Source organism: Pseudoalteromonas neustonica (assembly GCF_001653135.1).
In the GTDB taxonomy this organism is placed as follows: domain Bacteria; phylum Pseudomonadota; class Gammaproteobacteria; order Enterobacterales; family Alteromonadaceae; genus Pseudoalteromonas; species Pseudoalteromonas neustonica.
The window spans coordinates 401120-414483 of record NZ_BDDS01000001.1; the positions used below are offsets into that span (position 1 = coordinate 401120).

A 13364-nucleotide genomic window follows, 5' to 3' on the forward strand; every position below is an offset into this window, starting at 1 on the left:
GTTCTATTACTTTAACCTTTATTTTTATTGAACGTTCAATTAATAAAAAATATGCCTAAAGTTGGAATGGAACCTGTTCGTCGTCAACAGTTAATAGACGCCACAATAGAGTCTGTTGCTGAGCGTGGATTACAAGCAACGACGATTAATAGCATAAGCCAAAAAGCCGGTTTGTCGTCGGGTATTATTAGCCATTACTTTGGTGGTAAACAGGGCCTGATTGAAGCAACTGTGCGCTACTTGTTAACTAACTTAAAGCAGGTATTAATTGAACGGTTAACATCTACAACGACGCCCGAACAAAGGCTGATGCTTATCATCGAAGCCAACTTTGCGCGCTTACAGCAGCAAAGCGACACCACCAAAACGTGGTTAAGTTTTTGGGCGCAATCAATGCACGATGTTGAATTACATCGTTTACAGAATGTAAATAGCCGACGACTTTTTAGTAATTTAACCAGCTCATTTAAACAGTTAATGAGTATTGACGACGCCAAATTAGCAGCTGAACTAAGTGCTGCCATGATTGATGGCTTATGGTTACGAGCTGTACTAAGTAAGTCTGATCAAGATCAATTTGAACATTGTGAGCACTTAGCTAAAAACTTTGTACGTTCACTAATCAAGCAGTATGGAGCTTAATGTGACAACGCCAGTTTACCAAAATTTTATTAACGGTGATTTCTTAAAAAACCAAAGCGGTGAAACATTCGCGGTTAAAAACCCTGCAACTGATGAAGTAATTTATCATGTAGAAGTCGCTGATAGTTTTGTACAAAACGCCGCGATTGAAAGCGCTAAGCAAGGGTTTGCTGTTTGGTCAGCCATAGCACCCATTGAACGTAGTCGCATTTTATTAAAAGCAGTTGCTTTACTACGTGAGCGCAATGATTTACTTGCAAAAATTGAAGTGCTGGATACGGGTAAACCTTGGCAAGAGGCTGAATGTGTTGATGTGCAAACAGGTGCCGATGTCATTGAATATTTTGCAGGGCTAGCACCCGCACAAGTCGGTCAGCAACAAATGGTGGGCGAGGACTTTTATTACACCCGTAAAGAGCCATTAGGTATTTGCGCAGGTATTGGTGCGTGGAATTACCCGCTTCAAATTGCATGTTGGAAGTCAGGGCCGGCACTTGCTGCTGGTAACGCACTTATTTTTAAGCCATCTGAAGAAACACCACTTGGCGCGATTAAATTGGCTGAAATATTTACAGAAGCAGGCGTACCCGCAGGCGTATTTAATGTTGTGCAAGGTGCAGCAGAAGTTGGTCAATGGTTAACGCACAGCCCTGATATTGAAAAAGTCTCGTTTACTGGCGAAGTGGGCACAGGTAAAAAGGTTGTAGCTAGTGCAGCAGGTACACTTAAAGATGTAACCATGGAGCTTGGTGGTAAGTCGCCATTATTAGTATTTGAAGATGCTGATATATCACAAGCAGTGAGCGCTGCTATGCTAGGCAATTTTTATACGCAAGGTGAAATTTGTACTAACTGTACGCGTATTTATGTGCACAAGAGTGTTTATCAACAATTTATTGATGAGCTAAAAACCCGTACTGAGCAAAACATTGTTGCCGGTGATCCACTCGATCCTAGCGTTAATTTTGGTGCGCTTATTTCAAAAAATCATCACAACTTAGTGATGGGTTATATTGAGAAAGGCATCAATGAAGGTGCAACGCTATTAACTGGCGGCAAGGCACTTAGGCCTGAGTCTGCGCCAAATGGTTACTTTGTTGCGCCGACAGTCTTTACCGATTGCACCGACGATATGACAATTGTTAAAGAAGAGATTTTTGGCCCCGTAATGAGTGTGCTTGTCTTTGAAGATGAAGACGACGTTATTCGCCGCGCTAACGACACGCACTTAGGCTTAGCAGCTGGCGTGTTTACCAAAGATATTAAACGCGCACACCGTGTTATTCATCAAATGCAAGCGGGTATTTGTTGGATTAACAGCTACGGTAACTCACCGGCAGAAATGCCTGTTGGTGGCTATAAGCAATCAGGTATTGGCCGCGAGAATGGTATTGAAACACTTGATCACTATACGCAAACTAAATCTATTTACGTAGGTATGACTGATATAGAGAGCCCGTTTTAATGACTGCACAAACATATGATTACATCATAGTGGGTGCAGGTTCTGCAGGCTGTGTGCTGGCTAATCGTTTATCTGAAGATAAATCTAAACGCGTTTTACTGCTTGAAACTGGCGGCAGCGATAAGAGTATTTTTATTAAAATGCCTACAGCACTTTCTATCCCTATGAACTCAGATAAATACGCGTGGCAGTTTCATACCGACGCAGAACCATTTTTAGATAACCGCACAATGCATTGCCCTCGCGGTAAAGTATTAGGCGGCTCGTCGTCTATAAATGGCATGGTGTATGTACGTGGTCACGCTAAAGACTTTGACGAATGGCAGCAACATGGCGCGCAAGGCTGGGATTATCAGTCGTGTTTACCGTATTTTCAAAAAGCAGAGTCCTTTTATTTAGGAAAAAATGGTTACCGTGGTGATAACGGCCCGCTGGGTGTTAATAACGGTAACGAAATGGCTAACCCGCTTTATAAAGCGTTTATAAAAGCAGGCCAGCAAGCTGGTTACGCCAAAACGGACGATTATAACGCCTCGCAGCAAGAGGGTTTTGGCCCTATGCACATGACGGTAAAAGATGGCGTGCGCAGCTCTGCAAGTCGAGAGTATTTAGATCCGGTTAAATCACGTAAAAACTTAGTGGTGATAACGGGTGCATTAGCGGAAAAAGTATTGCTTGATGGTAAAAAAGCCACAGGCGTTCAATACAGTGTTAATGGTCATAAAGTTAAAGCCAAAGCGAGTAAAGAGGTCATCTTAAGTGCGGGGCCAATAGGGTCACCCCATATATTACAGCTTTCAGGTATTGGTGATAGTGAAACACTTAAAGCCGCGGGTGTTGAGGTTAAGCATCACTTGCCGGGCGTGGGTCAAAACCTACAAGATCATTTAGAGTTTTATTTTCAATATAAGTGTAAACAGCCAATCACTTTAAATGGCAAGTTAGGTTTAATTTCAAAAGGCTTGATTGGTGCGCGTTGGTTATTAAATCGCAGTGGTCTTGGCGCGACTAATCATTTTGAATCATGTGCATTTATTCGCTCAAAAGCGGGTGTTGAATGGCCTGACATTCAGTATCACTTTTTACCTGCTGCAATTCGCTACGATGGGCAAAGTGCCTTTGCTGGGCATGGTTTTCAAGTACACGTAGGTCATAACAAGCCTAAAAGCCGTGGTGAAGTGACGATTAAGTCAGCCGATCCCACTGTCGCACCAAAAATTCAATTTAACTATCTACAGCACCAAGATGATATTGAAGGGTTTAGAGCGTGTGTTCGCCTAACGCGAGAAATCATCGAACAAAATGCATTTGATGACTACCGAGATGATGAAATTCAACCCGGTAAAGATATTCAAACAGATGAGCAAATAGATGCGTTTGTGCGTCAAGCTGTTGAGAGTGCTTATCATCCTTCATGTTCATGCAAAATGGGCGAAGATGAGCTGGCAGTTGTTAACTCAAATACCCAAGTACACGGTATCAAAGGGTTACGAGTGGTGGATTCGTCAATCTTCCCAACCGTCCCAAATGGTAATTTAAATGCGCCAACTATTATGGTGGCAGAAAAAGCGGCAGACCTAATTTTAGGTAAGCCACCCCTTAGTAAATCGCATGCAAAAGTTGTTATTGAATCACAATGGCAAACTGTGCAGCGTAGCTCGGAGATTTAATAAATACCCAAACTACCTCAAGAAGCTGAATTCAGCGTTTCACAGGGGCTTAATATCAAGGCGTTACTTTGCAACAATGGCAGTCCCTTTTAAGAAGTAACAACGATGAAAGTAAGTGCCTGTGAAACGCCCTACGGGTTGGTTTAAAAGCGATTTATACTGGGTTACTTTTATAAGGGATTGATTTTAATAATAGAACCACTATTACTTGCAATCAATGCCTTGCCTAAATCGCTTTTAACTCCAACGATGCTCGCTGCTTGAGGTGGTTTGGGTATCAATGTCACCTTGAGTGCATGTTGCACTTTGGGGCTTGCAGTGGCGCGCACCATAAGTTGTTTGTGGTGCGTTAATGCGAGGCTAAAAACACGGAGTAAGAATGACCTATTATCATTTATTTTGGGGAGGAAATTATGACCTTATGGCTTAGTGCTGGCATTATTTTCACTCTATTAGCAATTGTTGCAATTTTAGTTAAATGGGGAAATGTACAGTGTGTTGGGGTTACCCCCGTAAGAACCTTTACCTTTATCGCCATTTTATTTACATCAGGCTTAGACGTTGGCTTGATTATGTTTCCACTTACTGAGTTTGCAGGTTATGCAGACATAAAAGCAAGCCCAGAGTATGCGTTTGCCAATCCATTGGCCATTGAGTTTGGTTATTGGGGCTTTCTGATCTGGGGATTTTACTTTCTTACGTGCTTTTATTTCTGTGTAATAGAACCTAAGGTTAAATTTTTCGAAATTTCTTGGGTGAAATTAATCAATAATGTTGTCATTATTGGTACTTGTGCGTTTACAGCCTTTTTATTGCTCTCTAACCTACCATGGTATTTACCTGCGCTGGGGGATGGCGAATCCATTATTCCAACCTTCTACTTAATTGTATTTGCCGCTATTTGCTTTGCGGTGTATTCAAGCACCGATATTAAGTATGTACGTTTTTTAAGTATTGCAACGTCTTGGTTATTTATCGCCTTAATTGCCTTTATGTGGGTTGGCGCGTTTATGGGCAGTGATGTTCAAACAGCTGCGTTTACAGATAACCTTGTATTAATTGGTAGCTACTTTAGCAATATTCACGAGTTTGTATTACCACTGAACGATTACCATGAGTTTTACTTATTTTGGTGGTTTGCATGGAGCATTATGATTGGTCAATTTACTTCGCGCTTTGTCGGTGGATTAAAAACGTACCAAGTACTCGGCGCTATGCTTATTTTCCCTTCAATTCCGATTGCGGTGTGGTTTAGTGTTCTGTATCAGTACCACGAAGCAGGCATTCCAACAGCAGGATTGAAAAACTTTGCTATGGCGTTTGTAGGTGTTGTGTTTGTGATCAATTCGCTTGATTCATTAATACGTTTATACACAGACAATATGAACTTGACCGTGAAACGTTTAGGTAAATTTAAATATATAGCATTCAACGTTGTGGCTTTATCGTTGTTAACCCTGTTATTCAAGCTAAACTTTTTACAAATTCAGTGGGTTGGCGCATTAGTGATTGGTTTGTTCTTTGGTTGTGCTGCGTTTATTGCGTACAGCAAAGTTAAGACTGTGAGTAATATAGACAGCTCGCCGAAAGACAACAAAATTGATTATACAAAAATTGAAACCGCTGACTAATATTAACTAAGCAGCCGTTTAAAAATATGCGAAGGAATTAACATGACAACACAAAAAATAGTACTAGCAGTGGCACTACCATTTGCCCTTTTTTCAACATCAGTATTAGCTGATTGGTCAGCGACTGTAACAGGTGCATCTGATTATACGTTTAACGGCGTAAGCCAAACGAAAAATGATCCTGCACTTCAAGGTAGCCTTGATTATTCATTTGGTGATACGGGCATGTATGCGGGTACTTGGGCATCAAATGTTGATTTTGGTGACGATACAAACATTGAATGGGATGCGTACTTTGGCCGATATGCGCAGTTAAATGATGCGCTGAGCGTTGACTACGGTATAGCCTATTATAGCTACCACGGACAAAGTAGCTCAAGCGAAGGTAATTACTTTGAAGCCTACACTAAATTTGGTTATGCAAGCGACTTAGGCCAAACAGAGCTTAATTTTTGGTATAGCTGGGATTACTTTGGCACAGGTGCTGGACATGTAATATCTATGGTTGCGCATACGATTGAACTTGCGCCTAATCATGCATTACGTGCGAGCTTTGATATTTCAAACTCACTCGATGGTGATAAGTTTGCTTGGGATACGGATGGTAAATCTTACAACCATTATCGTCTTGCTTATCAAACCAGCTTTGAAGGTTTTGATATTGAAGTAGCTGCTGAAAACACCAGCTTAGATATCGATACTGCTGATGAGCGTATTGTATTGTCTATAGGCCGTACTTTCTCGCTATAAAACAGTATTTTAGAATCATAAGAAAGCGCATTAAACTGCTTTTAGAGCAGTTTTATGTGCTTTCTTGTAAGCTTGGTTTCTGTTTTGTTATTCACCATTTATTTTAGCCTTTAAGGTACTAAGTCTGGTACGGCCTATAGGGAGCTGTTCACCGGTATGAAGTTGCACGTTATATTTGCTGCCTTCTTCACTGAGTAATGCCTTAATGTTAGATATTGGCAATACATACGAGCGGTGTATCCGGATAAAGTCTGGGCTCAATAATGTGAGTAATTTATCTAAATTCTTATCGTGTAAAATTTGTTTAGTGCCTCTGTTTTGCTGGGCTTTAGTTACAATCACACTGTAATGGCCGTCAGCTTTGATATAGAGAATATCTTCTATTGGAAGTAATTCGATTTTTCCTAAATATTTATAGGTTAAGTATTTGCTAGCCCCATTATGCTGCTGTTGTAACCGGTTTATTGCCTTTTTAATACGCTCTTGAGTAAATGGCTTCGCTACAAAATCGAGTACGCCAATATCAAACGCGTCAATCGCTCGATCGCTATTAGCAGAAACAATAATTGTGTGGAAGCTCTCACAGAGGGTGTGCTTTAATAACTCAAAACCATCTTTACCTTGCAGGTTTAAATCTAAAAATAAAACATCAATAGGGTGATCGGCTAAGTAATCGTAGGCGTCGTCAAGATTAGTACAAATATGCAATTCGATTTTTTGTTCATCAAAGGCGTTCTCAATAAAGCGCTTTAATCTTTTTGCTACCATAAATTCATCTTCAACCATTAATACTTTTTTCATAGGGGATCCTTGAGGTTGCTATTATTAGCACGGTGATCGTCATAATCTATTAACGGCGTTGAAATTTTTGTAACCCATTGTTGTTTTTCAATATCCTGCAATAAAGACCATTGATTAGAAAAGCTTTCATTTAACCTTGCTGCTATGTATTTATTACCAATACCAGCGCCTATTTTATTCTGTGTACGTTCTTGTGTAGCATTTTTGTTTGAATTATGAGTAATCGCATTTATAGGGACGATAAACGTTAAATACTGCGTGTTATTCATTATTTTTTGCTCAAAAAAGAAGGTAATATGGCCTTGTTGATAATGGTTATGCGAAATTGCGTTTTCTATTAATGTTAAAATAATACCCGGTGGAATGCAGTTATTCGGGTGAGATATATCCACTCTTAGGGAGTAATTTATATTTGAGCGATATGTCATAACTTTTAAATGGGAACGGCATAAGTCGATTTCATCTTGGAGATTGATTATTTTTTTTGCAGACAGTTGCGCCATAAATCTAAACTCATCCGCTAAGGCGTGGATAAATTTTACCGCTGTTGCAGGTGAGTCTTCAATCCACTCTTCAACAGCTGTTAATGTGTTTAAGATAAAATGAGGTTGTAGATTACGTTTGACTAATTCAAGCTCAAGGCGACTTGCATTAATTTTACTTTGTTCAAGTTGTTTGGTATTAGCACTCATGGTTTGTGCAAGGGTATAGAGCATTAAAAAGATTAACCCAGCAAAAGAGAGAAAAAAGTACTGATCCATGTATGAATAACTATTTATAAAAATAGGTGCAATGAATAGAGCTAAACCCAAAACCATTAATTTTGCATTGGCTTGTTGCGTAATGATAGCTTTGATACAAATGCACACAGCACTAAAAACGCCCACTAAAAATACATATAAGCTTCTATTATCATAACCATCAATCGTGATTAACAACACAGTTTGCAAGCAAATAACAAGTGCTAGCCATGTTGTACGATTTGTTTTTGATAATTTAAAAAACCATGCAAAAAAACAGGTGAAAAGCAGTGAAATTAAGCACGACAATGCTAAAACTATTTGTAAGCGAGGGATTTGCCAATCGTAAGGGTAAGGCATAAGACCACGCCATGATTCTACAAAAATTAGAACCAAAATACTTAAGCATAATATGCTAAATATTAAGTAGCTGGATTGGCGGTAACTAGTAATAAATACAATCAATGAGTACAAAGCAATTAAGAGTAAGGCGCTGGTCATTATCAACGGTAAACTGGCTTTTTTATAAGGCAGCTGTATTAAATAGTCATATTCTGTTATCGCACTTGTAAACGATACATAATCTACCTCAGAAGAAACGCGCTGATTAGAAATACGTAAACTTAAAGTATGTGTGCCTTTATCAGTTGCAGTATTAGGCAACAGCATTATTTTATCGATCAGGCCCGCAACTTCAGTGTGTTGAGAATCACCTACAAGGCCATTTTTACCTATTAAAACACCATCCCAATAAGCCTCAAACGATCCCAAAATACTAATAAACAAACCTAGCGAAGACGAGGGCTTTTTTTCAAAATTAAAGTCCATTTGCACCCATCGAATATTTTTTGAATTTTTAATACCGTGAAATGTATTTTTTTGCCACACAGAGCGGTTTACGATAGGTAATGAATAAGCAATATCGTCATCATCAATTAAATAATAGTGCTCGGCAAAGATAGCATCAGGCTCTTGCGCATAGGTAGCGAAGCTTGTAAAAAATAAAACGAATATGAGCTGATACTTAAGCATTGTGTTCCCTCTTTTATATTCCCCATCTTAGCAATAAAAAAGGAAAACATTCGAGGTGTTGAGGAATTATACGAGCCGTTCATGCATAAGTTGCTTATTTAAGGCGGCTAATGCGCCACACTGAGGTTTAATTTACAGAACGAGATGCTCCTATGGCTATTAAAAAAACTATCATGACTTTGAGTAAATGTTGCGCAGCGCTAAGTTTAATTGTGGCTAGTGTGTGTGTCGCTAACACTCAAAAAACGCAACTATCTATAACTGGTAATACACATCAATTAACTACTTTTACGTCACCGGTAGGTGAAGAATATAGTTATCAGCAGTTTATTGATAACTACAAAATACCTGGGCTAAGTTTTGCTGTTATTGATGATTATAAAGTGATTTATACTAATTTTGCAGGCGTTAAAGATACTAAAAGTAAGCAGAAAATTGATCAATTTACTGCTTTCTCAACGGCATCTATTGCAAAACCTGTCACTGCAACAATTGCAGCAATGCTCGCAGAGCAAGGTAAATTAGATTTAGATACACCTGTGAGTAACTATTTAAAACGCTGGGCGTTACCTTCATCAGTGTTTGAGTCATCAAAAAACCTTTCTATTCGGCAGTTGTTGTCGCATACCGCAGGGATGAGCCAAGGCGGATATGCTGACTTTCATTTAGGGGATGATATTCCAACCCTTATAGATGTGCTTGAAGGTAAAAAGTTACCACGATATAAACGTCCGATTTCGATGCTATTTGCCCCTGACACTGATTGGCAATACAGTGGCGGAGGGTATGTAATAGTACAAGTTGCGATTGAAGATATAACCGGTAAACCATTGCAAGCATTAGCTCAAAAGATGCTATTTGATCCATTAGGTATGAAAAATACAACGATGTATCAAAATGGAGATAAACAATTTTTAACTAATGTTGCGAAGGTTCATGATCGTCAGCAGCAGGTTATAAGAGATGGCATACCAATTTGTCCGCAAATAGCACCATCTGGGCTGTGGAGTACGCCACAAGACATGGCCAAATTCACAATTGAATATCAAAAGGCGTTAGCAGGTAAAGTAACGTCGGTTATTTCAACATTCGTAGCACGTACCACTACAGATATTCACACGCTTAAAAAAATAGGTGGGTGGTCACCGGGTTGGATGAGATTTGAGGCCAAAGGTAATTTAGAGTGGTTCTCGCATGGAGGCTCAAACACTGGTACTGGCGGGCATATTATGTCAACAATGCAAGGTGGTAAAGGCATTATGGTTTTTATGAATGCGACAACAGAGCACAGAAACCCTGCAATAGATGCGTTTATTGACAGTACGATAAAAAAAATGAAATGGGCACGTGTAATTTCAGCAACAGCAAAACCCCCCAAGCATCAAATAGAGAAAATGCTCGGCAGGTATTTATCTCAGTTTGATCAAATAGTGACGATTACATTATCAAAATCCGGTAACGACTTGATATATGAAGATCCCCTTCAAAACAAAAAAGGCGTTAAAATGCATTATCAAGGAGGTGGGATGTTTACTGTAGATAATAACCCTAATCAGATAAGTGTTGTAATGAACCCTTTATCTAATAAATATTTTTTAGTACTAAATAATGTTGGGAGTGGTTTAACTGAGCGTGCGATGCGCAAACTTGAAAAAGATGAACAACTTCCTTTTGAAGTAGCAAAACACGCTGATTTTATAAGCACATTAAAGGCATATAAAGCATGGAAAAAAAACTATCCTGATTCAAAATTGCTTTCAGCTAATGCAATTAATAATGCCGGATATAATGCGTTAGGTAACAAGGACTACCAAGTAGCTATAACGCTTTTTAGGGTTTATAGCCATCTATATCCTGATGATGCAAATGCATTTGATAGTTTAGCAGAAGCGTACATGCTCTTTGGAGATACTGTTAATGCGATAGCAAACTATGAGCAATCCTTGCAATTGAACCCACAAAATTCAAATGCACAAAAGATGATACATACCCTTAAAAAGCAATAAGTAGTTATAGATTTAGAATGTGGAATAGCGGGTGTTAAATCTTTTTGATAAACACCCGCTAAACTAAGCATCGCTAAAGGCAAAGGGTTTTTGAAGTAGTTTATAAGTATTTTATTGTAAAGCGGTTCAAAACAGCCAAAACACTGGCATAAAGTGAAATAAGTAAAAGCTTCAATATGCTATCGCCATGTTCAATCATTACATTGACAGTTCCCATACTCACGCCACACGATAAACATAATAAAACACTCAGTACGTTTATATTTTTAAATACATTGCCAAGAACAAAGCTTGTCAGTGTAGCTGCTATACAGGCTATCGCATAACTTGCAACATTTAGAAGTTGCCATTGTTGATGGGTCAGTAGCAATATAGATGCACTAACGAAGCACAGAACGCCAATTAACAATGAAAATTTAAGTGCACTGTTACTAAGGGCAACTTTAACTGCGTGACTCCCATTATAAATTGGTAAAGTGGTGAGTAATTCCCACGATTGTGAACGTTGTGCTTTTGCCCATTGGCATAACGTAACCGCAGCTAACAGCATTAATGTTAAAGCGAATAATACATGCTCTGCAATGTTATAAAAAAAGTTTATCACTATTGCTATGATAGAAAAGAGCACTAATAAAATAATGTATTGCGATAAACTTGAGCCAACAAAATAACTCAATGGGAATAGTTGTTTATTTATGGCTGTGCCGTAATTTGATAAAAATCCACTTGGTACGGGCGACCAACCTGACTGAAGGCCTTGGCGGTAATTTATAAGTGCACCGGCTTGCCATATATAGGGCATACCTAATTTGTTTTTACATAGTAAAATTAGACTTAAAACCAGCAAAGAGCATGGTATTAACCACAAAGGTAAGTGTTCAGAAAAGGTGGGTATAATAATTGCGAATGTGAATGCTAAATAACAACATGTTGTAAATAAGTGGCTTGTAACGCGGCAAATAAACCAAATACTCAAGCCCAAGGTGTTTGCTAGTAACAGCATGTTAATGTTATTTAAGCTAGGCGATAGGGCAATACTACACAGCAGAGTGAGGTTTATTAAGGCAATAAAAACTTTACCTTGAAACATTACATGTTTGCAGTAATCAGCGACTAAGCATTGCCATTCAGTTGCTTGCATTCGGATACTTTGCCATGCAAGCGCACAATAAGCACACACAACAGCAAATATCATCATCATAGTTGATAACGATTCCACACGAATAAAAATGATACATGCGGCTGTGGCTAAAATAGCCTGAATTAAGTAGCTGGCGCAGCCCAAATCTTTAAACCAAAAATTGAGACTACCCTGATACCAAGGTCGTTTTACTGCATTCATCATCCATGCAGCTCCACAAATAGTTGCTCTAGTGATAAATGGTTGATGGCAAGTGCGCCCGGAATAGGCTCTCCTTGGTAGCCATAAATAATGGCTGAGTTTGCTTGCAAATTAAGCACGCGGTAGGCACTTAGATCGATGTTTTGCTCTGTAAAATTGACTCTTCTAATGGTATCGCGTACGACATCTAATTCGTCAATCAAGATAAGTTCGGCGTCTTTTATTAGGGCTATATGACTGGCTACACGTTCTATATCGGATGTGATATGTGAGGAAAATAAAATACCAGAGCCTGAGTCTAATGCTAAGTCGAACAAGTCGCCCATAAACTCGCGTCGTGCTATTGGATCCAAACTGGCTACTGGTTCATCTAAAATAAGTAATTTGGGATGATAAGCCATAGCCATGATCAGCGCTAAAGTTTGACGTTGGCCGATAGATAAGTCGTTAATTGCAGCATCAGTCGCCAGCTCAAACCGTTTGAGCCATTTAGCTTCTAATTGCAGATCCCATGTAGGGTAAAAGCTGCGGTGTAGTGCCAAAGCATCAGCGACCTTAAAGCCTTCATAACCAAATGTTTGTTGTGGCACATAACCTATTTGGGCTTTACTTTGTGCGCTGAGCTTATCACTGGGTTCACCAAAAACACGTATCTCACCTTGATCAGGTGCTATCAACCCAAGCGCACTGCGTAATAATGTCGTTTTACCTGCACCATTTTTACCCAGTAAACCAATGACCATACCAGGCTCTAAAGCAAGCGAAACATTGTTTAATACACTGCGTTGGTCATAGCTTTTATAAATATTATTGTAGCTAAGAAGGGGCTGTTCCATGTTTATAATTTCCATCGTTTTTTTATAAGCTCGACGAGCGCTTCTTGCGATACATCAAGCTGTTTTGTTTGTTGAACGAGTTGATCGATAGCCTTAAAAAGCAAGGTGTCTTGTTGATCAGGTTGTTGCGATGTTTTTTGTGCCACACGGGTGGCTTGACCGCGACGACGCTCTAACCAGCCTTGATCGACCAATTGACCTATTGCACGTGATACCGTCATCGGGTTTACAGCAAAGTGATCTGCTATTTTACGCACTGATGGCAGCTCTTCACCGGTTAATAATTGCCCGCCCACAATCAAGCGCACAATTTGCTCATGCAATTGTTTATAGATTGGATCGCCATTATTAGGGTTGACATTAATAAATTCTAGCATTACTCTTTCTCTACTGTATTAATACATTAATACACCGATACACTAAGGTTAAGTTATCATATTGAGTGTAAA

At 39.2% G+C, this 13364-nt stretch carries 11 protein-coding genes; 6 read left to right on the top strand and 5 right to left on the bottom strand.

The window, feature by feature from the left end; genetic code table 11:
* The first annotated feature begins 51 nt into the window (after positions 1 to 51).
* The 5 genes from betI (at position 52) to A7967_RS01720 (ending at position 6158) form a co-directional block, all read left to right on the top strand.
* Positions 52 to 642: a transcriptional regulator BetI gene (gene betI / locus A7967_RS01700; RefSeq protein ID WP_054203427.1), complete on the top strand. Its 591-nt coding sequence runs from the start codon at positions 52 to 54 to the stop codon at positions 640 to 642.
* 1 nt (position 643) lies between these two features.
* The gene (gene betB / locus A7967_RS01705) at positions 644 to 2107 is read left to right on the top strand and encodes a betaine-aldehyde dehydrogenase (protein WP_064435315.1); all 1464 of its coding nucleotides are present in this window, start codon (positions 644 to 646) and stop codon (positions 2105 to 2107) included.
* The gene (gene betA, locus A7967_RS01710) at positions 2107 to 3777 is read left to right on the top strand and encodes a choline dehydrogenase (protein ID WP_054453791.1); all 1671 of its coding nucleotides are present in this window, start codon (positions 2107 to 2109) and stop codon (positions 3775 to 3777) included. The genes betB and betA overlap by 1 nt, the downstream gene beginning before the upstream one ends.
* A 413-nt stretch (positions 3778 to 4190) precedes the next feature.
* Positions 4191 to 5408, top strand: coding sequence for a BCCT family transporter (locus A7967_RS01715; protein ID WP_064435316.1), 1218 nt, complete (start codon positions 4191 to 4193; stop codon positions 5406 to 5408).
* A gap of 42 nt (positions 5409 to 5450) precedes the next feature.
* Positions 5451 to 6158: a TorF family putative porin gene (locus A7967_RS01720; protein ID WP_054203424.1), complete on the top strand. Its 708-nt coding sequence runs from the start codon at positions 5451 to 5453 to the stop codon at positions 6156 to 6158.
* A gap of 87 nt (positions 6159 to 6245) precedes the next feature.
* On the opposite strand, the gene A7967_RS01725 is transcribed toward A7967_RS01720, so the two are convergent.
* Both A7967_RS01725 and A7967_RS01730 read right to left on the bottom strand, forming a co-directional pair.
* Entirely contained in the window at positions 6246 to 6959 is a 714-nt protein-coding gene (locus tag A7967_RS01725) for a LytR/AlgR family response regulator transcription factor (RefSeq protein WP_054203423.1), read from the bottom strand.
* On the bottom strand, positions 6956 to 8731 hold the full coding sequence (locus A7967_RS01730) for a histidine kinase (protein ID WP_064435317.1): 1776 nt from the start codon (positions 8729 to 8731) through the stop codon (positions 6956 to 6958). The genes A7967_RS01725 and A7967_RS01730 overlap by 4 nt, the downstream gene beginning before the upstream one ends.
* A 152-nt stretch (positions 8732 to 8883) precedes the next feature.
* Here A7967_RS01730 and A7967_RS01735 point away from each other — a divergent pair, with 152 nt between their 5' ends.
* Complete coding sequence (locus A7967_RS01735) at positions 8884 to 10737, top strand: serine hydrolase domain-containing protein (RefSeq protein WP_064435318.1); 1854 nt, start codon at positions 8884 to 8886, stop codon at positions 10735 to 10737.
* Between the two features lie 100 nt (positions 10738 to 10837).
* Here A7967_RS01735 and A7967_RS01740 read toward each other — a convergent pair whose 3' ends face one another.
* From A7967_RS01740 to A7967_RS01750, 3 genes are read right to left on the bottom strand one after another with little or no spacing between them, the layout of a single operon-like run.
* Positions 10838 to 12082, bottom strand: a complete 1245-nt coding sequence (locus tag A7967_RS01740) for a hypothetical protein (protein WP_064435319.1) — start codon at positions 12080 to 12082, stop codon at positions 10838 to 10840.
* Positions 12079 to 12915 (bottom strand): ABC transporter ATP-binding protein, encoded by an 837-nt coding sequence (locus A7967_RS01745; protein WP_054203419.1) that lies wholly within the window; start codon positions 12913 to 12915, stop codon positions 12079 to 12081. The genes A7967_RS01740 and A7967_RS01745 overlap by 4 nt, the downstream gene beginning before the upstream one ends.
* A 2-nt stretch (positions 12916 to 12917) precedes the next feature.
* Positions 12918 to 13292, bottom strand: a complete 375-nt coding sequence (locus A7967_RS01750; protein WP_008167164.1) for a GntR family transcriptional regulator — start codon at positions 13290 to 13292, stop codon at positions 12918 to 12920.
* Between the last annotated feature and the right edge of the window lie 72 nt (positions 13293 to 13364).

Coding starts and splice junctions, on each gene's coding strand:
- betI (WP_054203427.1), top strand. CDS start 52: ATGCCTAAAGTTGGAATGGAACCTGTTCGTCGTCAACAGTTAATAGAC.
- betA (WP_054453791.1), top strand. CDS start 2,107: ATGACTGCACAAACATATGATTACATCATAGTGGGTGCAGGTTCTGCA.
- A7967_RS01715 (WP_064435316.1), top strand. CDS start 4,191: ATGACCTTATGGCTTAGTGCTGGCATTATTTTCACTCTATTAGCAATT.
- A7967_RS01720 (WP_054203424.1), top strand. CDS start 5,451: ATGACAACACAAAAAATAGTACTAGCAGTGGCACTACCATTTGCCCTT.
- A7967_RS01725 (WP_054203423.1), bottom strand. CDS start 6,959: ATGAAAAAAGTATTAATGGTTGAAGATGAATTTATGGTAGCAAAAAGA.
- A7967_RS01730 (WP_064435317.1), bottom strand. CDS start 8,731: ATGCTTAAGTATCAGCTCATATTCGTTTTATTTTTTACAAGCTTCGCT.
- A7967_RS01735 (WP_064435318.1), top strand. CDS start 8,884: ATGGCTATTAAAAAAACTATCATGACTTTGAGTAAATGTTGCGCAGCG.
- A7967_RS01740 (WP_064435319.1), bottom strand. CDS start 12,082: ATGATGAATGCAGTAAAACGACCTTGGTATCAGGGTAGTCTCAATTTT.
- A7967_RS01745 (WP_054203419.1), bottom strand. CDS start 12,915: ATGGAACAGCCCCTTCTTAGCTACAATAATATTTATAAAAGCTATGAC.
- A7967_RS01750 (WP_008167164.1), bottom strand. CDS start 13,292: ATGCTAGAATTTATTAATGTCAACCCTAATAATGGCGATCCAATCTAT.